Annotated in this window: 19 protein-coding genes and 1 riboswitch; of the genes, 12 read left to right on the plus strand and 7 right to left on the minus strand. The window is 38.2% G+C overall.

What is annotated here, in order from left to right:
* Positions 1-184: 184 nt before the first annotated feature.
* Genes GM418_RS22325 through nrdD form a run of 4 tightly spaced genes read right to left on the minus strand, consistent with a single transcriptional unit; the run spans position 185 to position 4,111 of the window.
* Positions 185-790, minus strand: coding sequence for a hypothetical protein (locus GM418_RS22325; protein WP_158869429.1), 606 nt, complete (start codon positions 788-790; stop codon positions 185-187).
* Between the two features lie 11 nt (positions 791-801).
* Complete coding sequence (locus tag GM418_RS22330; RefSeq protein WP_158869430.1) at positions 802-1,479, minus strand: DUF5714 domain-containing protein; 678 nt, start codon at positions 1,477-1,479, stop codon at positions 802-804.
* 42 nt (positions 1,480-1,521) lie between these two features.
* Positions 1,522-1,989: an anaerobic ribonucleoside-triphosphate reductase activating protein gene (gene nrdG, locus GM418_RS22335; protein ID WP_158869431.1), complete on the minus strand. Its 468-nt coding sequence runs from the start codon at positions 1,987-1,989 to the stop codon at positions 1,522-1,524.
* Complete coding sequence (gene nrdD / locus GM418_RS22340) at positions 1,982-4,111, minus strand: anaerobic ribonucleoside-triphosphate reductase (protein WP_158869432.1); 2,130 nt, start codon at positions 4,109-4,111, stop codon at positions 1,982-1,984. Before nrdD ends, nrdG begins: the two co-directional genes overlap by 8 nt.
* 142 nt (positions 4,112-4,253) lie before the next feature.
* Positions 4,254-4,460, minus strand: a riboswitch (cobalamin riboswitch).
* Between the two features lie 308 nt (positions 4,461-4,768).
* Between nrdD and GM418_RS22345 the strand changes: the two genes are divergently transcribed.
* From GM418_RS22345 to GM418_RS22360, 4 genes are all read left to right on the plus strand, one after another.
* Positions 4,769-5,446, plus strand: a complete 678-nt coding sequence (locus GM418_RS22345; protein WP_158869433.1) for a hemerythrin domain-containing protein — start codon at positions 4,769-4,771, stop codon at positions 5,444-5,446.
* On the plus strand, positions 5,439-6,041 hold the full coding sequence (locus GM418_RS22350; RefSeq protein WP_158869434.1) for a response regulator transcription factor: 603 nt from the start codon (positions 5,439-5,441) through the stop codon (positions 6,039-6,041). The genes GM418_RS22345 and GM418_RS22350 overlap by 8 nt, the downstream gene beginning before the upstream one ends.
* Before the next feature lie 129 nt (positions 6,042-6,170).
* A complete protein-coding gene (locus GM418_RS22355; protein ID WP_158869435.1) occupies positions 6,171-8,579 on the plus strand; it encodes a TonB-dependent receptor in 2,409 nt (802 codons plus the stop codon).
* A gap of 652 nt (positions 8,580-9,231) precedes the next feature.
* Positions 9,232-10,770, plus strand: a complete 1,539-nt coding sequence (locus GM418_RS22360; protein ID WP_158869436.1) for an ATP-binding protein — start codon at positions 9,232-9,234, stop codon at positions 10,768-10,770.
* Positions 10,771-11,419: 649 nt separating this feature from the next.
* Here GM418_RS22360 and GM418_RS22365 read toward each other — a convergent pair.
* A complete protein-coding gene (locus tag GM418_RS22365; protein WP_158869437.1) occupies positions 11,420-12,370 on the minus strand; it encodes a hydrogen peroxide-inducible genes activator in 951 nt (316 codons plus the stop codon).
* A gap of 128 nt (positions 12,371-12,498) precedes the next feature.
* Between GM418_RS22365 and GM418_RS22370 the strand changes: the two genes are divergently transcribed.
* Positions 12,499-12,945 carry a Dps family protein gene (locus GM418_RS22370; protein WP_158869438.1) on the plus strand — a complete coding sequence of 149 codons (447 nt, stop codon included), beginning with the start codon at positions 12,499-12,501 and terminating at the stop codon, positions 12,943-12,945.
* Between the two features lie 54 nt (positions 12,946-12,999).
* Here the strand turns inward: GM418_RS22370 and GM418_RS22375 are convergent, their stop codons facing one another.
* Positions 13,000-13,482, minus strand: coding sequence for a GyrI-like domain-containing protein (locus GM418_RS22375; RefSeq protein ID WP_158869439.1), 483 nt, complete (start codon positions 13,480-13,482; stop codon positions 13,000-13,002).
* Positions 13,466-13,939, minus strand: coding sequence for a GNAT family N-acetyltransferase (locus GM418_RS22380; protein ID WP_158869440.1), 474 nt, complete (start codon positions 13,937-13,939; stop codon positions 13,466-13,468). Before GM418_RS22380 ends, GM418_RS22375 begins: the two co-directional genes overlap by 17 nt.
* 224 nt (positions 13,940-14,163) lie before the next feature.
* Here GM418_RS22380 and GM418_RS22385 point away from each other — a divergent pair, with 224 nt between their 5' ends.
* The 7 genes from GM418_RS22385 to GM418_RS22415 all read left to right on the plus strand — a co-directional run bounded on the left by GM418_RS22385 (position 14,164) and on the right by GM418_RS22415 (position 20,452).
* Positions 14,164-14,961, plus strand: a complete 798-nt coding sequence (locus tag GM418_RS22385) for a toxin-antitoxin system YwqK family antitoxin (RefSeq protein WP_158869441.1) — start codon at positions 14,164-14,166, stop codon at positions 14,959-14,961.
* A 49-nt stretch (positions 14,962-15,010) separates the two neighbouring features.
* Positions 15,011-16,669 carry a S8 family serine peptidase gene (locus GM418_RS22390; protein ID WP_158869442.1) on the plus strand — a complete coding sequence of 553 codons (1,659 nt, stop codon included), beginning with the start codon at positions 15,011-15,013 and terminating at the stop codon, positions 16,667-16,669.
* 1 nt (position 16,670) lies between these two features.
* Entirely contained in the window at positions 16,671-18,131 is a 1,461-nt protein-coding gene (gene xseA, locus GM418_RS22395) for an exodeoxyribonuclease VII large subunit (RefSeq protein WP_158869443.1), read from the plus strand.
* Positions 18,106-18,306 carry an exodeoxyribonuclease VII small subunit gene (xseB, locus tag GM418_RS22400; protein ID WP_158869444.1) on the plus strand — a complete coding sequence of 67 codons (201 nt, stop codon included), beginning with the start codon at positions 18,106-18,108 and terminating at the stop codon, positions 18,304-18,306. The genes xseA and xseB overlap by 26 nt, the downstream gene beginning before the upstream one ends.
* Positions 18,307-18,325: 19 nt before the next feature.
* Positions 18,326-18,553 (plus strand): putative signal transducing protein, encoded by a 228-nt coding sequence (locus GM418_RS22405; RefSeq protein WP_158869445.1) that lies wholly within the window; start codon positions 18,326-18,328, stop codon positions 18,551-18,553.
* A 13-nt stretch (positions 18,554-18,566) separates the two neighbouring features.
* A complete protein-coding gene (deoC, locus tag GM418_RS22410) occupies positions 18,567-19,247 on the plus strand; it encodes a deoxyribose-phosphate aldolase (RefSeq protein WP_158869446.1) in 681 nt (226 codons plus the stop codon).
* A gap of 74 nt (positions 19,248-19,321) precedes the next feature.
* On the plus strand, positions 19,322-20,452 hold the full coding sequence (locus GM418_RS22415; RefSeq protein ID WP_158869447.1) for a chorismate transformation FkbO/Hyg5 family protein: 1,131 nt from the start codon (positions 19,322-19,324) through the stop codon (positions 20,450-20,452).
* The last annotated feature ends 15 nt before the right edge of the window (positions 20,453-20,467 follow it).

Below are 20,467 nucleotides of genomic sequence, written 5' to 3' on the forward strand. Positions count from 1 at the left end.
GCGTTCAGAGAAACGAAATACTGCCAGCGTTTGTAAAAAATCCGACTTACATAATTTTGTGCCGTAAGCTGTAGGAACATCAGAACCTGCGGGGATAGAAAATAATAAAACAATTGTCGCAAACAGAAGCGTTTGTTTTGCGTTGGGAAAGTAAGCTAAGAAATTACCCTGTTGTTCCCGTGCATTATTTTGCCAGGTAATTCCCTTTCCATCGTTCAAAAACCGAGCGGTGAACAATGCGGTAATGCGGGTGATACAGTTCTTCATAATTCTCGCTATGATGCATCACTACATCACCATCTGAAAGGACCTGGTTAATCAATTTTTCATCCGATTTCATACCAGGGAGTTTGGGTTTTACTTTTTTTATAACGGCAAGAACCTCGTTCCATTCCTTTTTCCAGCTTTCCAAATCCGGGTTCCGGGCGAGTGTTGCACTTTCAACCATTGCCAGTAACAACGTATCGCGCGGGATAGTTCCATTTTTTACCAGTTGAAGATTAATCCGGTAATAATCGTGGTTAATTCCCAACGCCTGATATGGTAATGTATCTGTCCATCCGGGTTGTTTTAGTTCCCAGTCGAGGTATTTTCCGGCTTGGGTTGTGTCGGGTATCAGGTGACCGGGGCCGTAAGCATCCTGAAAATAATTTTTGTATAAATCCGCCAATTGTGCTTCGGGATAGTGTTGTAATTCATTGTTGATAAACTGTACTATCTGTTTTTCCGTATCGGAAGCTTTAAATATTCCTGACAACATAAAAAAGCAAAAAAATATTCGTACTGTCATATTAAGCTATTTTAAGATAAAGGATAAAAAGGACAATCATTTTTTAAGCATTCCTGATTTTCGGTATGAAATGTACATTCAATTTTTTCAGGAACAGAAAGTGCAATATCAAAAGACTCATTTAAAAAGTTACATGCTTCCTGAATGGCAACAAATGAAACCCGTTTGCAACATCTTGGGCCACCGTAAACAGCCATTCTCAGCAACGAGCGGCCAGTTATCGAATTGGCAAGCTTCCACTCCCCTGTTTTATATGGTGTTGCCCCGGTAATGATACTGATGAACATTCCAGTTCCAACCGCAGCCCCGCAACTGCCGTGTGTGCCGCAAAAAGCTCCCGGTACTTTTTCCGACCGCTGCCTGGCGGCTATTAACCACTTCTCCAGTTTGTCTTTTCCGTTGCTAACACAATTACTATATGCTGAAAGTAATACGGCAGGAACAAGAAAATGGTGTTCAGGACAGTGCATTTTAAACCCCGGGAACTTCATCAAGTGTGTTGCTATTTCAATTGGAGCTATGCTGTCTGAAGCGAGGCAGTAATCATAAATGACTTCTTTAACGGATTTATCCCTGCAACTGCTACAAACAGTCACTCCTTCAACACTATTCTCGGTGGTTACTACTTTTTCCAAGCAATAAAAGCAACGCGAAGCGTTATCTTTTTTATCTGTATATGGTTGAACCATATTATTGATTCTTGAAATGGTAAAATTATTTAAAACTAATCATTAGAATGTTCTAAACAAATAGCTTATATCTTTCATAGAGCCATCTTGTTGCACCTGAAATAAGTGTTGATTGCTGGTTTTACTTTTCAGGGGTCCCATTTTTTCAATATACCCGCCCAATTTTATATACTGAAAATCTTTGTTATTAAATCCATCGGGTAGTTTTGCACAGCCAGAGTACCAGGCCACTTTTATTGCGGGGTAATGAAGACGCACAAAGTTAGCCAGTTCTGCAATTTTTTGAGGGGTTCTGTCGCCGCCCATAAAGCAGAAACAGGTAATTGCTGAAACATATTTATCCATTAGTGAAACGATTCTATTTTCGTTCAACTCCTCTCCAATATCTTCCTGCAGGTGTGGACTGTGGCAGCCTTTACACCGATTAGGGCAGTTTGTTATACTAATTGCGAGGGTAACTTCGTTTGGAATTTCCTGGAAAACAATATCGTAGTTATAATATTTAAGCATATTCTTCTACTTTTTTTGCCTTTTCCTGTTCTGTGTTACTGGCGTAATATCTTTTGGCAGCTTCCTTTTGGCGGGCATCAGAAAAACTGCTTATCCGTTTCATGTAACCGATAATGCGTGTCAGGTAATCGATGTTTTTGCTTTTACACTTCGGGCATTCTTTCAGATAGCGTTTATCGATATGTCCGCAATCGTTACAAACAGTGTTCGGAATATTAAAGGTGAAATAATTGCAACCTTCTTTTGCTGCAACCCGAAGTAATTGATTGTATTGTGTGGGCGCTAGGTGCTCTTCCAGGTTCATGTGTAATGCAGAGCCGCCGGTTAAATGTTCGATGTATTTTTTCCCGTGAACCCGAAATTTGTCTATCACATTTAGCGACTCATCTTCCACCACATAAAAATAACTGTTGTAACAATCACGCGGCACATAAAAACCATCTTCGCGGTCCCACTTGGCATGTTTTACCCCCACATTTTCTGCCGGAATCATTTCGCAGTTAAACATGGTATCTTTTGAACGGTACTTTTTGTTGTATGTTTCGATGAGACCCAATACTTCGCCGGTAAATGATGCATATTCCGGATTGTCGTTGATTTCAATGCCCAAAAATTCAGCCGCTTCAACCAAGCCGTTTACGCCAATAGTCAGGTACTGGCGCCCCATGTTTATGTAACCGGCATCAAATAATGGGAGCATTCCTTTTTCCTGCAATTCCTTTAGGTTCTCGTTGTAGCCTAATTGAACCTTATGAACCAAATCAACCACTTCTTCGAGGAAATTAATGTACGGAATCCGTTCCTTTTTAGCTTGTTGAACACAGCGGTTCAGGTTAATGGTCAACACACTTTTTGAACCTGTTGAAACCCCTCCTGCACCAAGAGTATAACTAAAACCGTTGTTCTGAATTTCGTTACGCAACCGGCAACACGAACTCAAACTGTCAGCATTATCACTTAAATACGTGAAAAACGAATGACCTTCGGAATACATTTTGGCCGTAAAATCGCCATATTCTTCATCTTTTATATCTCCGTTATCGGCAAGCAGAGCCATGGTTTCTACAGGAAAAGTCAACACCGTTTTGGTACGTTCTTTATTAAACCAGACCATAAACCTTTTTTGCAGCCAACTTAGTGACTTCCATTGGGGCTTACTACCGTCAGGAAAAACAAATTCGCCAAATAAACTTTCGAAATAATATTTATCGTAATAGGCTATATTCCAGAAAACAGCTTGAAAATTACGTGCCCCGGTTGGCTGGTTTAGCGAATAAACAATCTGCTCGAAACAGTCGGTGATGATTTTATCTATAGAACGTTTTCTTTTTGACAAGTCAACAATTTCATTGCTATGCTCATAGTAGTCGTTTCCGTATTCCTTTTCAATAAAATAGTTCAGATACATTAGAAATTCGGGTGTAGCACAGGCGCCGCTCAACATGCTGGAAACAATAAAAACCATGTTGATGAAACCTCCGCAAAACGACTTTAAATTTGTTGGGGCACTAGAGTTTCCCCCAATTTTTGATGTACCATCCAGTAACCATGGATACATGGTTATACTTGCGCAATATGGTGCAAGGCTTGTTTCATCGTTTTTGTATATGAAGTGCTGTTTTAAAAAGCTGAGGTATTTATCCGACAGTTCTTTCCCGAACATATTCGATAGCCTGTCCGTTAATAAACGACGGTTTAGCCGGATGAAGTTACCTTTGGGAAGTTCCCCGATTAAAGTTGCAATGTTTTTCTTGTCGACATTGGCATTGGAATCGAACTTACTTCCGCTGGCAGCATTTCCGGCAGCACAATAATCAATCAGGAATTTTACACGGTTCCTTGTTTCCCTGTCTTCCGAATGTTTCTGGCGATAAAGCATGTATGATTTGGCAACTGAAAAATAGTTCTCAGCCATAAGTGAACGTTCCACCTGGTTCTGAATGTCCTCCACATTCATTTCATTTCGAATATTCAACCGATGCAAAATATTGGTAAGATCTTCGTCACTTGCAAAACTTCCAACCGAAAGAAATGCTTTTCGAATTGCATTTTTAATTTTATCAAGAGAAAACGGAGCTCTTTTCCCATCTCTCTTTACGATTAATAATTCTGTGCTACTCATAATTTGTTACTTTGGTACATATATAAACTTAACTGGTTGTTTAACTGGGTTGGAAGCTATGAGGTACGCAAATAGAATAATTCGATGGTTTTATACGAAAATATTTACTTAACCGCGAACCAGGCCATAGCTCCCGAAAGCCTAATTAAAATTGATTATGGCAGGTCTTCTGGCTTGTCCGGTTTTTGATGCCTTCCCGTCCTGTTGTTACAAAGACAGTGGCGAAAGAGTTTCAAAAACGTTAGAGTGGACTTACAGCTGCGGGTACAGCTCCCGATTTTCACGGGATTCCCTATTTCTTATCGTCAAAAGATTATCTTGACAATAAACCGTAATCATTTTACAAGTTTAAATCTTTTGAATTGATTTTGCTGAATATAGTTTTAAACAAATCGATAGGTTTTGAGTAAACTTCCCTTTTTAAATAAGACTTTGTTTTGTGTTAATAAATAGGATTTCATGAGTTTTTTGAATTTTTTCACAGGTAAAATGGGTAGGGACAGATATGCAATCCAGGCTGTTGAAAGATAAGGAGTAGTAACTTCAGCAAGAGCAATTACATCACATATTCAAAAGAAAAATAATATTTTTAGGGAGAATTTTAGAACAAAGGCCATGTACCAGACAAAAAAAACGTTCATTAAGCCCAGAATGAAAATGTTGGATTTAATATTCGAAAATCCTTCTTTACTATTAATGATGGAACATTTCGATATGAATATTGTGGTACGGAACAAAACAGTGGAACAAATATGCAATGAAAACCAAATCAACCAGCAGGTATTTATTAATGTTGCAAATTTGTATAACGGATTTAATATAGCCAACACTAAAGACATAGATAGATCGGATACAGAGTCAATCATTCTTTTTCTAAAAAACAGCCATCGTTACTACTTAGATGAAAAGATTCCTGAAATTCATGATTGTATTAACGGGTTATATGCGAAGAACAATATCCCGGAGATAAGGCTTGTTGGTAGATTTTTTGATGAATACTCACAGGAAGTAAAGGAACATCTTAACTATGAGGATGTGGTTGCTTTTCCCTATTTCAGTGCTTTGGCTAATAACAGAGAGCATTATGATTCAGAAGACAAAAAATTCTCAGCAGAAGAATACAGGGAACATCATACCGATATTGAAACGAAACTTGGCGAATTAAAAAATCTTTTATTAAAACATATTCCTTTAAAACAGGATGGTTCATTAAGAAGAAAACTTTTGACAAGTCTTTTTGAACTGGAATATGACCTGACGATACATTCAGTTATAGAAGAATCAATATTGATACCATTGATCAAAAAAATAGAAAAGCAAAAAAAAATTGGATAAATGCAGGATAAATATTGCTGTTATCGAACCTTCAGCGATTATATACGAAGGGTTATCAAATATTCTGTTGCAGGAGGGGTGTAGCCATTACAACATTTACCATTTCGACAATATAGAAGAAATTTCCTGCGAAATACCGACAGGTAAAATCGACCTGGTAATTGCAAATCCAGCGCTTATAAAAGGTAATATCAAAACTTTTAATTCTCAAAAAAGAACAGGCAATTCAGTCCCGTGGGTGGCTCTTATTTATTCGTTTTTTGAAAAGGAAATCGTTGATTTATTCGACACAGTTATCCAAATAACCGATTCCCCCGAGGCAATTACCCGAACCATACATAATTTGATTTCTTTAAAGTGCCAGTGTAAAACAGAATCCAGGGAGCAGCTTACCCCCAGGGAGACCGATGTGCTTAAGCATCTTGTACAGGGTATGTCAAACAAGGAAATTGCCGACCAGTTAAACATCAGTATCCATACGGTTGTCAGCCACCGTAAAAACATTGTCCAGAAAACAGGTATAAAAAGCCAGTCGGGACTAACCATTTATGCCATTTCCAATAATATCATCAATATAGAAGATTACCAGGAATAAAGTTTATCGTTTATCCCATCTTCGGGGGATTTTTCCCCTTCTAAAAAACCCATTTATTGGGGATTGTACTTTTCTATAGGTTTCTGTTTTTTTGTGTCTTCAACAGTTATAACAGCAAGGAGACCAAAAATGAAAAGGACTTTTATATTAATCATTGGATTATTATTATTGCTACAATCCCAGGCACAGGAAAAAACCGATGCCATGCTTTTTGGCGATGTAAAATCATCCACCAGCAAAGAACACATACCGTACGTAACAATCATTGTAAAGGGAACACGAATGGGGACCACAACGGATGGTACCGGTCATTATAAACTGGCCAATCTTCCGCTTGGAAAATGCGTCATTGCAGCTCAATCTCTTGGGTATAAAATACAGGAAAAAGAAGTATTTATGGAAAGGGGGAAAGCAGTGGAGCTGTTTTTTGAATTGGAAGAAGATATGATGAACCTTGAACAGGTTGTTGTTACCGGAACCCGGACGAAACACTATATAAAAGATGTTCCAATTCGCACGGAAGTGATTACGGCAAAGTCTATTGAAAATAGAAACGCCGCAAACCTTTATGAAGCGCTGGAAGGGACTCCCGGAATACGGGTGGAACAACAATGCCAGTACTGTAATTTTTCAATGATACGCATGCAGGGGCTTGGTTCAGAAAATACACAGGTTTTGATTAATGGGCAGCCTATTTATTCCGGGCTGGCCGGTGTATATGGGTTGCAACAAATGGGGACCGATGATGTTGACCGCGTAGAAATAACCAAGGGGGCCGGCTCTGCCCTGTATGGTAGCGGCGCTATTGCTGGGGCCATCAATATTATTACAAAGGAACCTTCTTTTGTGCCGGAAATAAGTGCAGATGTTGAGTTTGGAAATTTTGGGACCAATAAATACAGTGTTTATTCTTCATTACGAAATGAAAAAGGGAATATTGGACTAACAATCAATGCCCAAAAATTGACGGGAGATGCCATTGACCAAACAGGGGAAGGGACAAGCAAAGATGAAGTAAAACATAAAGACGGGATTTCTGACCGCGTTGCTTCAAATTTGAATAACGCAGGCTTTGGACTGTATGTCGATGGTTTATTTTCAGAAAATGATCAACTAATCCTCCGTGGAAGATACATCTATGAAAAACGGGAAGGGGGTATAATGGACGACGATTATTACCGTAACCCGTTTACCGATGGAACTGAAAATATTACCACCGACCGTTATGAAACAGAATTGTCTTATAACAAAATGTTTAAAGATGCTTCCGAACTGAATTTCTCGGTAGCCTATACCAGCCACGACCGTACGGCCACCAACGATACTTATCTGGGCGACTATATGGCCACCCATGATGACAATACTCCCGATGTCAGGGATATGCGACCTTACCTGGCCGATGAAAATTCAGTAACAGGGACGTTGACTTACGGAAAACGATTAGGCAACCACCATCTTTTAATCGGGGCACAGGGTTTTTATGACAAGCTGGAAGAATCAGGAATGTATGTTATTGTAGATGAAGAAAGTGACTATTATGGAACTTCTTACAAATCGATCGGCAATAAATCGGCTCATGAATTTGGTTTTTTCTTACAGAACGAATGGAACATAACTGATAAACTGACTGCCGTTCCCGGTGTACGTTTCGATATTCACCACTCAGAAGAAGATTATGAAGCAGATAAAGAGGTATTTACAAGTTCTTTCCCTGAAAGCAAATTCGACAGAAACAGTTTCAGTCCCAGGCTTGCCCTGAAATATGAAGCTTCTCACCGGGTAACACTGCGTGCCAATGTCGGTACAGGCTTCAGGGCCCCTTACGGATTTTCTGAAGATTTACATTTATGTAGCGGTTCTCCAAGGGTATGGAAATCCTCAGATTTGGATCCGGAGAGATCGATTAGCTACAACCTGTCTGCTGATTATTACGGAGAAAAAGTGAGGCTTAGCGCTAATTTGTTCAGAACTGCTCTGAAAGATAAAATAGCTTTTGCCGATGCCGGTGAAAATGTTGCTTCTTTAGGATATGATTATCAGTGGGAGAATATTGATGATGCTTTTGTCCAGGGGATTGAAGTATCAGTAATGGCGGATGTAGTCACTGATTTTGGAATGGGCGTTGACTTAACCTTTAACCAGGGAGAATATGACCATGCCCGCGATGACTGGAAGGGGACAGAATATGAAGGTGATAGTAAATACATCTCCCGCTTCCCTTCCGTTACCGGGAATATTAAGCTGGAATACAGCCCCAAAGACTGGATTTTTACAATTGACGGGGATTACCAGGGAAGTATGTATATCGACTATTACAGCGAAACGGAAGAATTGAGTAAAATAAAACATACAGATCCGTACATGCTCTTTAACGCAAAAGTTTCAAAAAAAATCAAAGATTTCAAGTTGTATGCCGGGGCAAAAAACATTTTCAATTATATCCAGCCTGAAAAATATCTCGATGATGCAGCTTTTATGTACGCTCCTGTATTTGGAACTATGTTTTATGCCGGAATATCGGTTGAAATAAGACGCTAAATCAGATTAAAATAAAACAAAATATGTTTTCCCAATTCTTCTGGGAAATGGCATGATCTTCAACCGCTTGAAAACCGGAAATACAAAAACCTGAAGCGATATAATATAAAATAAAAGAAATTAGAGAGTTATGTGGTATTTAGAATCATAATGAAGTTATAAATCCCGTCATAATTAAGTTAATAATTTGAATCTATAATAGTGTGATTGCGAGTGTATGACAAAATCAAGAGAAAATAATTACTTCAAAATAATGTTTGAACGTTCAAATGTTTAATCAGTAAGCCGGTTGGCCTTTCAAACAATCATTCGCATGAGGCATCTGAACTACCAGCCTGTAATTGCAAATAAATATTATTTTGTGTGCAAATTGTGTGCAAATGAAAAGAGGTTACAAATTTTAATTTTGTAACCTCTTGATTTTCAGTAGCGAGAGGCGGGCTTGAACCGCCGACCTCATGATTATGAATTATTCACAAATCAAAAATCACCAGAGAGTAATTCTTTAAGGCTTGAAATATAACCATATTCAAAAGCAAAAAAACACTTCATTCTAAATAATTTCGAAAGGAGAATAGTTTAAAAATGTATGCCCTAATCGAATACTTATTTTTGTGGGTGTTGATTAAATACCGATATTTGAGATTCAAATATGACACGGTTAAAAGAGATATTACAACAACCCGAAGGAAGGCGACTGGAGTTTAAGGCGAAACTGCCAACCAATGCCGAATTAGCTAAAACCATTGTAAGTTTTGCCAATGATGCCGGCGGTGAATTTTATCTGGGTATTCAGGATGATCCACGGGAAGTTACGGGGATTGAGGAAGAGGAGTTGATAGCACTTGAAGAAAAAATAAGTAACGTTATCCATGACCAATGTTCTCCCGTAATTTTGCCCGAAATAGTATTTCTAAATGAAGATGGGAAACATGTAATACGCACCAAAGTTTATAAAGGAAGCGCTCCCCCATATCACCTGAAAAATAAAGGAATTGAATCCGGAACTTTTATTCGGGTTGGTTCTTCAAACCGGCAGGCAAGTCCAGAGATAATTCAGGAACTTGAACGACAAAAGCAGAATATTTCTTTCGACAGCGAATTGGTTTTCCAAAAAACATTGGACAAGATTAATATTGATTCATTTAAAGCATTATTCGTTGAAAAGACAGGGGAGAAACTAAGTAAGCAGGTTCTTCAGAAATTAGAATTATTCAAAAACGAACAGGGGCAGGAACTGCCAACTAATGCTTTAATACTGCTTTCTGATGACGAATTGGGAAAACAGATGTTTCCATATGCAAAAATTGAATGTGCCAGGTTTAAAGGAACTGTCCCTGGTAATTTTATCGACCAGAAAACCATAGATTCAAATATTGGGTTACAAGCTGAGCAAGCCTATCAATTTATTTTACGCCATATTTCGCAAGGTACAACCGATTATCAGGGAGTTTTCAGAAATGACCGATGGGAATACCCGATAGTGGCCATCAGGGAGGTTATCCGTAACGCAGTGATTCATCGCGATTATTCTCTTTCCGGCAAAGACATTAAAATTGCTATTTTCGATGATAAAGTTGAAATTACCAGTCCTGGCAAACTTATGCCAACAGTAGATTTTAACGATATGGATTCTGGGCAGTCCGACATTCGGAATAAAGTCTTGGCACCTGTTTTTAAACGTTTGGGTATTATTGAACAATGGGGTAATGGCTTGAGATTAATTGCCAGTGAAATGCAATCTTATCCTGAAATAGAATTATCATGGAAAGAACCGGGAATTGCATTCCGGGTTGTTTTCACCAACAAAAACTATTTGCAGCAGCACGAGTTACAGCACGAGTTGCAGCACGAGTTGCAGCACGAGTTGCAGCACGAGTTGCAGCACGAGTTGCAGCACGAGTTGCAGCACGAGTTGCAGCACGAGTTGCAGCACGAGTTGCAAAAAGAAACGTTATACAGCAAAGTACTTCGTTTGGTATCAAACAGAACATTATCAACAAAAGAATTGTCGGTTGCACTAGGACAGAAATCCGTATCAGGACAGCTAAAGAAAATAGTATCAAAGCTTAGAAAAGACAATTTAGTAGAATGGACTGAACCGGATACAGAACAGAGTTCCAATCAGAAATATCGGATTACTGAGAAAGGTAATTTGTTTTTAAAACTCTTGAAAAAAGACGAGGAATAAAAGTTTACTCAAACCCTCACACAAGATACTACCATTTTCGAAAAACAAGCCCTCCGGGTTTTCAAAAGCTTCCGGCATAAACCATTCGCTCCGAAATTGCAAGAGTTGATTTTTTCCGTCGCACAAGCCCGTTTCAAAAACCTTTGATTTCCGTAAACTTCAATCAAACCTTTTTTTGAAACCGCGCATCAACACATGCAATTTCTACACTCTCTATTTATTCCTTTTCCTTTTGCAAATTTTCCGAAAATGCTGCCGGGAGTGTTTACGGGTTTGAAACTCTGATAACATGACTGCGAGCGCATGACAAATTCAAAAAGAAATTATTTAAACGTTTGAACGTTCAAACGTTTAATCAAGCAGTTGATTAATCAATCAAACAATTATTAAAATGGACAATTAAACTAATTTAAATTTTTAGCTGGTATTTACTTTGTTATTGTATGGGCAAGTAAAGCGAGTAAAAATTGTATATTTACACTCTATAATTGGAATTCAGATTCATTGAATAAATAAATTTATTAGTATCTTGTTTGTACCATAAGTCTACAATTGACTGATATTCAGTAGTCGTTATTTTTGAAGAAGTAAAATAATTTCTTGATTAAAAAAAATAGATTAGCCCTTCTGCTTTAAGCGGGAGGGCTTTTTATTTTACCTGTAACATGGTGTCAACCACCCAGCTTTCGGGCTGATTAATCATTCGTTGCGGGATACTATCCAAAATAACTTTTTTTAGAGCGGCAATCTGTCTTTTTTTGGAATAGTTTTTTGAAACGACCAAACTGATTTCCCTTACCGGTTGTTCTCCCGAAAATTCTTTTATCAATTCTTCAAGTTCTGAAGGAATATTAATTGTCGCAAGTTCCGGTAAAAAAGTTATTCCGTTTTTATTTTCCACAATCCTGCGTAACGATTCAATAGAGCTGCTCCGGTAAATCAGGTTTTGCGAAGTTTTTTTCTGGTAATTGATTTTACAGATAGAATTTACCTGATTTTGGAAACAATTCCCTTCCTCCAGATACCAGATTTCTTCTTCACTTAATTCGTCTATGTTAATCTTCTCGCTGTCAAATAATCTGTGGTCTTCAGAAATGTAAGCAAAGAAGCGTTCATAAAAAAGCGTTTCAAAAAGCACGCCGCCAGCTGATACAGGGGTTGAAAGAATACCGCAATCCAAATCTCCGAGTTTTAATTTTGAAATAATATCTTCGGTTTTAAACTCTGTAACTTCAATTTGTAAATCCGGATACGACCGGTTTAATTCGTTTATAAACAATGGCACAAGGTAGGGGGCCAAAGTTGGAATAATTCCCACATGTACGTTTCCTTTAACTTCCTCGCTCAATTCAAAACTTGTTTGCTTTAGCTCTTCCACCATCTTCAATATGTCAATGGATTTATGGTAAAAATATTTTCCTTCCTCGGTAAACCGCAAGGGGCGTTTTGTCCGGTCAAGTAATTTAAAGCCAATTTCTTCCTCTAGTTTCTGGATCTGAAGACTCAGGGCAGGTTGAGTAATCTTCAGGTGCCGGGCAGCCGACGAGAAGCTTCCCTGTACATACAATTCCTTTAAATATTCAAGCTGTGTGAAATTCATAGTTTAAATCAATCATTTGTTCAAAATAGATATTTATAATTTATAATAATAGTAGTATAAAAGTAGTAAATATTAATTATAGTATATTTGAACTAACAAAAAATAGTAATCACAAAAAATTGAATATTATGAAAGCTGAAAATCAAAAAGTAGTAGAAAAACTAAACAAGTTATTGGCCGATTATCAAATTTATTATCAGAATCTTAGAGGTTTGCATTGGAATGTAAAAGGTGCTATGTTTTTTATGCTTCATGAAAAATATGAAGAATTGTATGGTCAGGCGTCGGAAGTAATTGATGAAATTGCAGAACGTATTTTAATGGTAGGCGGAGAGCCGTTGCACACTTTTGGAGACTATGTTCAAACTGCAACTTTGAAAGAGGTTAAAAATGTTTCTGATGGCAAAGCAGGCGTTGAGATAGTTTTGGAAAACACCCGGTTTTTGTTGGAAAACTTTAACGAAATTATGGAAGCAGCCGAAGAAGCAGGGGATGAAGGGACAGCGTCACTCATGAGTGATTGGATCGGATTTGCAGAAAAACAAATCTGGATGCTTGAGTCATATTTAGCATAACTATATATACATTGCCTTGACAAATCAGAAGCTCTGCCCTTTTGGGCGGAGCTTTTATTTTTTTCTTACCGGGAACCAAAGTTCTTCTTCCGAATCGGGATCTTCATTTTTATATTTTTCGCCCATTAAAGCAAAATGTGGCCGGTCATCCAATTCATATTCCGAATTTGGAAACCATATTTTTAAAATATACTGGTATTTATCTGTCGCTTTACTTGCTTTTCCTTTATAAAAAAATACAGCGTACGTTCCTTCCGGAATAATAAGTTTTTCCATATTTGCCGGGATGGTTTCAAAATCGCTGACCTTTACAGCAGCCCATTTTTGAAACTTCTTTTCAGGGTTGAATTTTTTAAAAAAGTGACTATTCTCAAAAATTTCAACCGAATATAAATCATCGGAAATTCTATTTTTTATGGTGTTTTTTTCCGGTATAAAATTTTGCCACAACTCAAAAGTCCTGTTGGTTGCAAACGACATTTTTACACTTTTTCCAACCAGTTTAGTTTCTTCCAATCGTTTAATTTTGGGCTCCATATGGCTTGTTCGTTTTTCGTTTCATTTTTAAAATCGGGTAATCTCTTTTCTGCTCGTCTTTATCTGTTCTTTCGTAAATTTTATAACCAATTTTTTTATAAAACGCTACAGCATCGGTATTTTGTTCATTAACATCAACCTCACTGGCTCCGAGTTCAGTATACGCAAAATTCATTAGTTTTTTTCCCAGTCCCTGCCCAAAATAATCTGGCAAAAGAAAAAGCATTTCTACTTTTTTACCCGCAACGCCGACAAAGCCAATTACCTTGTCGTTGTGCATCAAACAACGCAGATCAAAAGCACTAAAATCCATTTCGGTAACCAGTTTTTTTATCCCCTCAAAATCATCAGGTTTTAGAAAGTTGTGGGTAGCGCTAACCGATTGTTCCCATACATCCACGATTTGCTTTTTTAATGAATCTCTAAAGGCTATTATTTTCAAATCATGTTTTTTCATGGTGCTGTTTTTTTATTAAAATTACTTCAACAGAAAACTTTAAACGGTCGAAAATAAGCAAAGCATATCAGGAAAATAAATTTATACCTGTTCTTTTTCAAGGATTTTCAAAAATTTCAAATTACGTTCAGTGAGTTTTAATTTTTTGAAATGGACGTTCAGCATCAAAGGAAAATACCATAAAATAAATTCGTTAATTTGCAGTTTTTTTATAAACGATCAATATGAAAAGGAGCCTTATATTTTTATTGGTTTTTCTGCCGGTTGTTTCTTTTTCGCAAATCAATCAAACCGATGTAAGCGGTTTGCGTCAGGGATTATGGAAAAAGCAGCAACCAAACGGACGTTTACTCTACGAAGGTTATTTTAAAGACGGAAAACCTGTGGGCGAATGGAAACGTTTTCACGAAGGAGGGCAGGTAAAGGCCATTATTAATTATGTTGAAAATTCGGATACTGCCTTTACTCAACTGTTTGATGAATGGGGAAAAAAAGTAGCGGAAGGGAAATATGTAAAAGAAAAGAAGGAGGGCAGCTGGACTTTATATGCCAACAATATAAAAGTTGCTCTTGAACAATATAAAAATGGGATAAAGGACGGTGAATGCCTTAAGTTTTATAACACAGGTGAAGTGTTGGAGAAAGCCGATTGGAAAAATGGGAGAAAGGAAGGCGATTACCGGTTGTTTTATACAAACGGACAGCCTTTTATGCAGTGTAAGTTTAGCAACAATATGCGCAACGGACTTTGTATCTCATACTACCAAAGTGGGGATATAGAAATGGAAGCCGAATATAAAAACAGCCTGCGCCACGGTGAGTGGAAATATTTTAATCCACGTGGCGATTCTCTTTATTCGTTGTTTTACAATGAAGGCGTTTTGTTGAATCCGGAAGTAAGAGACAGTATCGACAATCTTCGGATGAAAAGTATGGAAAGCGGAAAGGAACAGATAATCGACCCTGAGAAATATATGGATGACCCTTCGGAGTACATGATGAAAATGAATATTTACAGGTAATACAGGATTATTTTGTAATTTGGTCATTCTTAAAAATGAGAAGCCAGTAATGAAAAATAAACTACCTGTTTTCACCCTGTTGTTATTGTTTGCTATAAACGGGATAAAGGCTCAGGATTTTTACTGGATTGCATTTTCAGATAAAAACAACACAGCTTATTCGTTTGAAAATCCTGAAGAATATTTGTCAGAAAGAGCAATTCAGCGTCGCGAAGTGCAGAACATTTCTATTGATTCGCTGGATTTGCCCGTTAATCAGGAATACATTTCGCAAATTATCCGGCCAGGAGTTTCTCTGGTACATTCTTCAAAATGGTTAAACGGAATTACTGTTAAAGTTGAAATCGATAGTTTTGAGCAAGTAGCCTCGTCTTTTCCCTTTGTTACAGAAGTTCAGCTGACGAAGCCGGCTTTAATCGTAAAGAGTACCGTTAATAAGTTTGATGAACCTGATGCATGGAGTGATAATTTGCCCATTGACACAAGTTGGTACGGGCCATCAGTTTATCAAACCGGATTATTAAACGGACAGTATTTACATCAACTCGATTATTTTGGCGAAGGAAAACAAATTGCCGTGCTGGATGGCGGGTTTTTAAATGTCGATATTTACCCTGCTTTTGATAGTCTGTGGATGAACAACCGAATTTTAGGAACGTATGATTTTGTAAACGACAGTAGCGATTTTTTTCAGACAAATTATCACGGAATGAGTGTTCTTTCATGCATGGGCGGCTTTGTGCCCGGAGAGTTAATCGGAACTGCTCCGGAAGCATCCTATTGGTTAATTCGGTCGGAAGAAACAGGTTCTGAATATATTATTGAAGAAGACAACTGGGTTGCTGCTGCTGAGTTTGCCGATAGTGCAGGAGCAGATATCATTAATTCGTCACTTGGTTATTATGAGTTTGATGACACAGTAACAAACCATACTTACGCGGATATGGACGGGAAAACCACACGGGTAACCAGGGCAGCCAATATTGCTTTTTCCCGTGGTATGCTGGTCGTTAACAGTGCCGGAAACGAAGGGAATACCCAATGGAAATACATTATCGCACCTTCTGACGGGGATAATGTAATTGGCGTAGGAGCTACAAATAAATTTGGATTTGCTTCCAACTTTACTTCCTACGGCCCGGCTTCCGACGGTGATATTAAACCCAATTTATCGGCTGTAGGGTGGAACACCTACCTTGTTCGCAGCAGTGGTAATTTGGGCTACAGCAACGGAACATCATTTTCTTCTCCGGTTTTGGCCGGGATGATAGCCTGTTTTTGGCAGGCCAATCCAAATGCATCGGCACAGGAAATAAAGGATGCCCTGGAGCAAAGCGCACATTTATACGATTCACCCGATTCTCTTCTAGGATACGGCATTCCGGATATGAAGACAGCTCAGCAGATTCTTGATCCTACACTTGTGTATAATGTTACTGAGCAGAACAGAACCGGAAATAATAACTGGCGGGTGGCACCCATTCCTTTTAACGGGAATTTAATAATTCAAAACACGGGAAAAATGCAGAATCAAACGATTTATATCTCCATCTTTTCGGCAGACGGACGGTTGTTGTTCAAAGAAGAAAGAGAAGCTGCAACACAAATTTCACTAAATAATTTACAATTGCTTCCACCGGGTTTGTTAATTTTAAGGATTGATTCAGAAACAGGTTCTGAATCGGTAAAACTGAGTAAAGTCCGTTAATATGGAGCAAAAACTTTCACTTTCTCAATTAAACGCTTTGATTAAAGAAGCGCTGTTTGATGCGTTCCCGTCAACGGTTTGGGTGGTGGCCGAGATAAGTGAAATGAAAGAAAACAGGAGCGGACATTGTTATCTGGAGTTGATTGAAAAGGAAGAAAAGGAGATTGTAGCACGTTCAAGGGCAACCATTTGGTCGTATACTTACCGAATGTTAAAACCTTATTTTGAAACCACCACCGGGCAGTTATTTACCCAGGGAATAAAAATTTTGGTGCAGGTTACGGTGGAGTATCATGCGTCGTATGGTTTAAGTCTGAATATCAAGGATATTGACCCGACTTATACTGTTGGCGACCTCGCTTTACAACGAAAGGAAATCATTGAACGCCTTCAAAATGAGGGTGTTTTTAGTATGAATAAAGAACTGGAATTGCCGTTGGTTCCACAGAAAATAGCCATTATTTCATCAAAAACGGCAGCAGGTTACCAGGATTTTCAGAATCAACTGGATAACAACGGGTATGGTTTTCAGTTTTATACCCATTTGTTTGAAGCTTATATGCAGGGAGCTGAGGCTGTGCCAACAATTATTCAAGCTTTGGAGCGAATCTTTCAGTATGAGGATTTTTTTGATGCTGTTGTGATTATCCGGGGCGGGGGAGCCACAGCCGATTTAAGTAGTTTTGATAATTATGAACTGGCACTTAACATTACACAATTTCCTCTGCCCGTAATTACGGGAATTGGCCACGAGAAAGATGATACGATTATCGATTTAGTGGCACACACGCGCTTAAAGACCCCAACAGCAGTTGCTGAATTTCTTGTTTCAGGAATGGAACGTTTTTATGAAAAACTACTTCAACTGGAAAACGATATACTCAGCTTGGTGCGCGAAACGCTGCAATTTCAGCACGGTAACATGGAAAGAATGGCGGAAAAACTTCAATATTTGGTCTCCGGATTTATTTCCGACAAAAATATGCGACTAATCAAATTGGGAAACGAATTTCAGCAAAATATCAACCGTTTCTCTTTTCGCAGAAGTGTGGAATTAAGTAACTTTAAACACGATGTGAAATCGGCGGTTTCAATGTGGAGTATAAAAAAAGAAAACCGGTTTAACCAGAAACGAAGGATTTTAAAAAGAGTGGCCGGCGAGGTCCTTTTACAGGAAAAATCGAAGGTGAAGAATTTGGAAAGTTTAACCGGAAAAGTAGTACAGAATTTTGTTATGAAAGAAAAAGAAAGGATTCATTTAAACGAGAGTAGTGTGCGTTTATTAAATCCGGAGAATGTGTTGAAACGAGGTTATACACTTACGTTAAAAGAAGGAAAAATAATAAAATCGGTAAGCGATTTGCAGATTGCAGATAACATTGAGACCCGCTTTGCCGATGGAAAAGTAAAAAGTAAAATCACAAAAAAGGAAAATAATGGCAGCAAAAAAAACAACATATAATGAGGCCATAACCGAAATTGAAGAGATTTTGGATAAGATTGAAAATGAAGAACTGGATGTGGACGAACTGGCCGGAAAGGTAAAACGGGTTTCTGTTTTGCTAAAAATATGTAAAGACAAATTGCATAAAACCAACGAGCAGGTAGAGCAAATTTTAAATGAAATGGAAGATTAACTCTTAAATTAGAAAATATATGAAAGATTCTAGCGGACTTATTTTGATTTATACGGGTGGTGAAGTAATTATTCAACGCTTAAAAGCTGAACTGGAACAGAAAGGAATAAATTCTTTTATTAAAGATAGGTTTAAAGAGGGCATCGCAGCTGGCTTTGTTGATGGTGTTCCTTCGGCAATTCGTCTTTTTGTAAATGAAAGTGACGCAGAAAAAGCCCTGGAAGTTGTAAAAGCAATAGTTGATTAAAGGGAGGTACAAAATGTATACAAAAGAACAGGTAGCAAAAACTATAGATCACGCCGTTTTAAAACCCGAGTTTACAGACGAAGATGTAGTGAAAAATGCCGAAATGTGCAAAGAATATGGCGTTTTTAGCATGTGTGTACGCCCCTGCGATATAAAAAGAGCGAAAGAATTATTGGGGAACAGCGATGTAAAAGTATCGTGTGTTTTGAGTTTTCCACACGGAGCCGATACGATACCGGTTAAAGCTTTTCAGGCAAAACAGGCAATTGAAGATGGCGCCGATGAAATTGATATGGTGATGAATATTGGGAAATTTCTGGAGGGAGATTACCACTATGTTGTGGAAGATATAGAGGCGGTTGTAAAAGTAGCTCATGCCAAAGGAATTTTAGTGAAAGTAATTCAGGAGAGTGGTTTTTTAACGTTGGAACAGATAGAAAAAGCCTGTGAATTGTCCTTTATGGCGGGGGCTGATTTTGTAAAGACATCAACCGGTTTTGGCCCCGGAGGTGCAAAGCACGAATACATCGATGTGATGATAAAAACGCTTGAGGGGAAAATGAAGGTGAAAGCATCAGGTGGAATCCGCACCTGGAATGATGCGGTGGCCTTTCTGAAACAAGGTGCCGACAGGTTAGGGGTTGGCTCAACAGAAGCGGTGTTGAATGGTGGGAAAGCAGAAGCAGATTATTAATATTTGTGATTTTCACGTTTGATTTTTTATAAAATTCATACATCTTTGTACACCTTTGAGAAAGTGGAATTGGAATGTATTTTTTAGACGGGGAACGACTATATATTAAGCCGGAAAATGGTTGTAAGTTACTGGAGAGCCAGATTCAGAGTTGCTTGCAACAAATCAGGAAAATTAATTCAGAAAAGCGGATATTTAAACTGAATTTTTTTGTTGATGCGAATTCCAAAGAATCATACGATGCGATAAAAGGAAAAGTAAGCCAGGAGGTTCAAAAACAGTTTTCTGAAAGTATTTTACTTAGTTTTTTTGCACAACCTCCATTAACCTGCAAAATCATTGTTGAAGCTTTTTTTTACGACTATACGCTTTGGGATTCAGAGTTTGTTTCCAACGGATTTGGATGTGCTACTTTGTTTCGAAGGGATAACACGGAGGTTTTGGTTGGAAATGTTCAGGCTAATCTGGGAGGAGGATGTAAAGAAAATGCAGAACGCGCTTTTGCCGGGTTGGCAGAACTGTTTTCCGAATTCAAATTTCCTGTAAATTCAATCATTCGCCAGTGGAATTATCTGGAAGATATTTTGGGATTTGATATTGATAAACAGCGGTACCAGGAGTTTAACGATGTGCGCTCAGGATTTTACGCTGATAATTTTAATGACACTGGCTTTCCTGCGGCGACGGGAATTGGAATGAACAGGGGCGGTGTGATAATCGAATTTGTTGCGCTTAAGTCGGAGAAAGCAGCAACAAAACCGGTAGATAATCCCGAACAGATTGCAGCTCATCATTACAGCAAAGATGTTTTAGTTGGCGAGGAATGCATTTTAAAAACCACCCCAAAATTCGAAAGGGCGAGGTATCTTGAGTTATTTGGGAAAAAGATGGTTTTTATTTCGGGAACTGCTTCCATTATTGGAGAAAATACGGTCGGTGTTGGTGATCCGGAAAAACAAACAGAGGTTACTATTAAAAATATCCGGCGTTTGTATTCACCGGAAGTGCTGGACAAAATTTCCGATGAAAATCTGGCTGCCCGTTACGGACATGCTCGTGTTTACATCAAAAAGAGGCAGGATTTTCATGCTATAAAAAGAACATTCAAAAAGTTTTACGGAAATCTTCCGGTTGTATACATCATTGCTGATATTTGCAGAAATGATTTATTGGTTGAAATTGAAGGGAAAGTAATATTAGAGTAAAGTTGTTTTTTTGAA

It is taken from the genome of Maribellus comscasis (genome assembly GCF_009762775.1).
Lineage (GTDB): Bacteria > Bacteroidota > Bacteroidia > Bacteroidales > Prolixibacteraceae > Draconibacterium > Draconibacterium comscasis.

Excerpts from the sequence above, each read along its gene's own strand:
- GM418_RS22325 (WP_158869429.1), bottom strand. The coding sequence starts at position 790 with ATGACAGTACGAATATTTTTTTGCTTTTTTATGTTGTCAGGAATATTT.
- GM418_RS22330 (WP_158869430.1), bottom strand. The coding sequence starts at position 1,479 with ATGGTTCAACCATATACAGATAAAAAAGATAACGCTTCGCGTTGCTTT.
- nrdG (WP_158869431.1), bottom strand. The coding sequence starts at position 1,989 with ATGCTTAAATATTATAACTACGATATTGTTTTCCAGGAAATTCCAAAC.
- nrdD (WP_158869432.1), bottom strand. The coding sequence starts at position 4,111 with ATGAGTAGCACAGAATTATTAATCGTAAAGAGAGATGGGAAAAGAGCT.
- GM418_RS22345 (WP_158869433.1), top strand. The coding sequence starts at position 4,769 with ATGTTGGATTTAATATTCGAAAATCCTTCTTTACTATTAATGATGGAA.
- GM418_RS22355 (WP_158869435.1), top strand. The coding sequence starts at position 6,171 with ATGAAAAGGACTTTTATATTAATCATTGGATTATTATTATTGCTACAA.
- GM418_RS22360 (WP_158869436.1), top strand. The coding sequence starts at position 9,232 with ATGACACGGTTAAAAGAGATATTACAACAACCCGAAGGAAGGCGACTG.
- GM418_RS22365 (WP_158869437.1), bottom strand. The coding sequence starts at position 12,370 with ATGAATTTCACACAGCTTGAATATTTAAAGGAATTGTATGTACAGGGA.
- GM418_RS22370 (WP_158869438.1), top strand. The coding sequence starts at position 12,499 with ATGAAAGCTGAAAATCAAAAAGTAGTAGAAAAACTAAACAAGTTATTG.
- GM418_RS22375 (WP_158869439.1), bottom strand. The coding sequence starts at position 13,482 with ATGGAGCCCAAAATTAAACGATTGGAAGAAACTAAACTGGTTGGAAAA.
- GM418_RS22380 (WP_158869440.1), bottom strand. The coding sequence starts at position 13,939 with ATGAAAAAACATGATTTGAAAATAATAGCCTTTAGAGATTCATTAAAA.
- GM418_RS22385 (WP_158869441.1), top strand. The coding sequence starts at position 14,164 with ATGAAAAGGAGCCTTATATTTTTATTGGTTTTTCTGCCGGTTGTTTCT.
- GM418_RS22390 (WP_158869442.1), top strand. The coding sequence starts at position 15,011 with ATGAAAAATAAACTACCTGTTTTCACCCTGTTGTTATTGTTTGCTATA.
- xseA (WP_158869443.1), top strand. The coding sequence starts at position 16,671 with ATGGAGCAAAAACTTTCACTTTCTCAATTAAACGCTTTGATTAAAGAA.
- xseB (WP_158869444.1), top strand. The coding sequence starts at position 18,106 with ATGGCAGCAAAAAAAACAACATATAATGAGGCCATAACCGAAATTGAA.
- GM418_RS22405 (WP_158869445.1), top strand. The coding sequence starts at position 18,326 with ATGAAAGATTCTAGCGGACTTATTTTGATTTATACGGGTGGTGAAGTA.
- deoC (WP_158869446.1), top strand. The coding sequence starts at position 18,567 with ATGTATACAAAAGAACAGGTAGCAAAAACTATAGATCACGCCGTTTTA.
- GM418_RS22415 (WP_158869447.1), top strand. The coding sequence starts at position 19,322 with ATGTATTTTTTAGACGGGGAACGACTATATATTAAGCCGGAAAATGGT.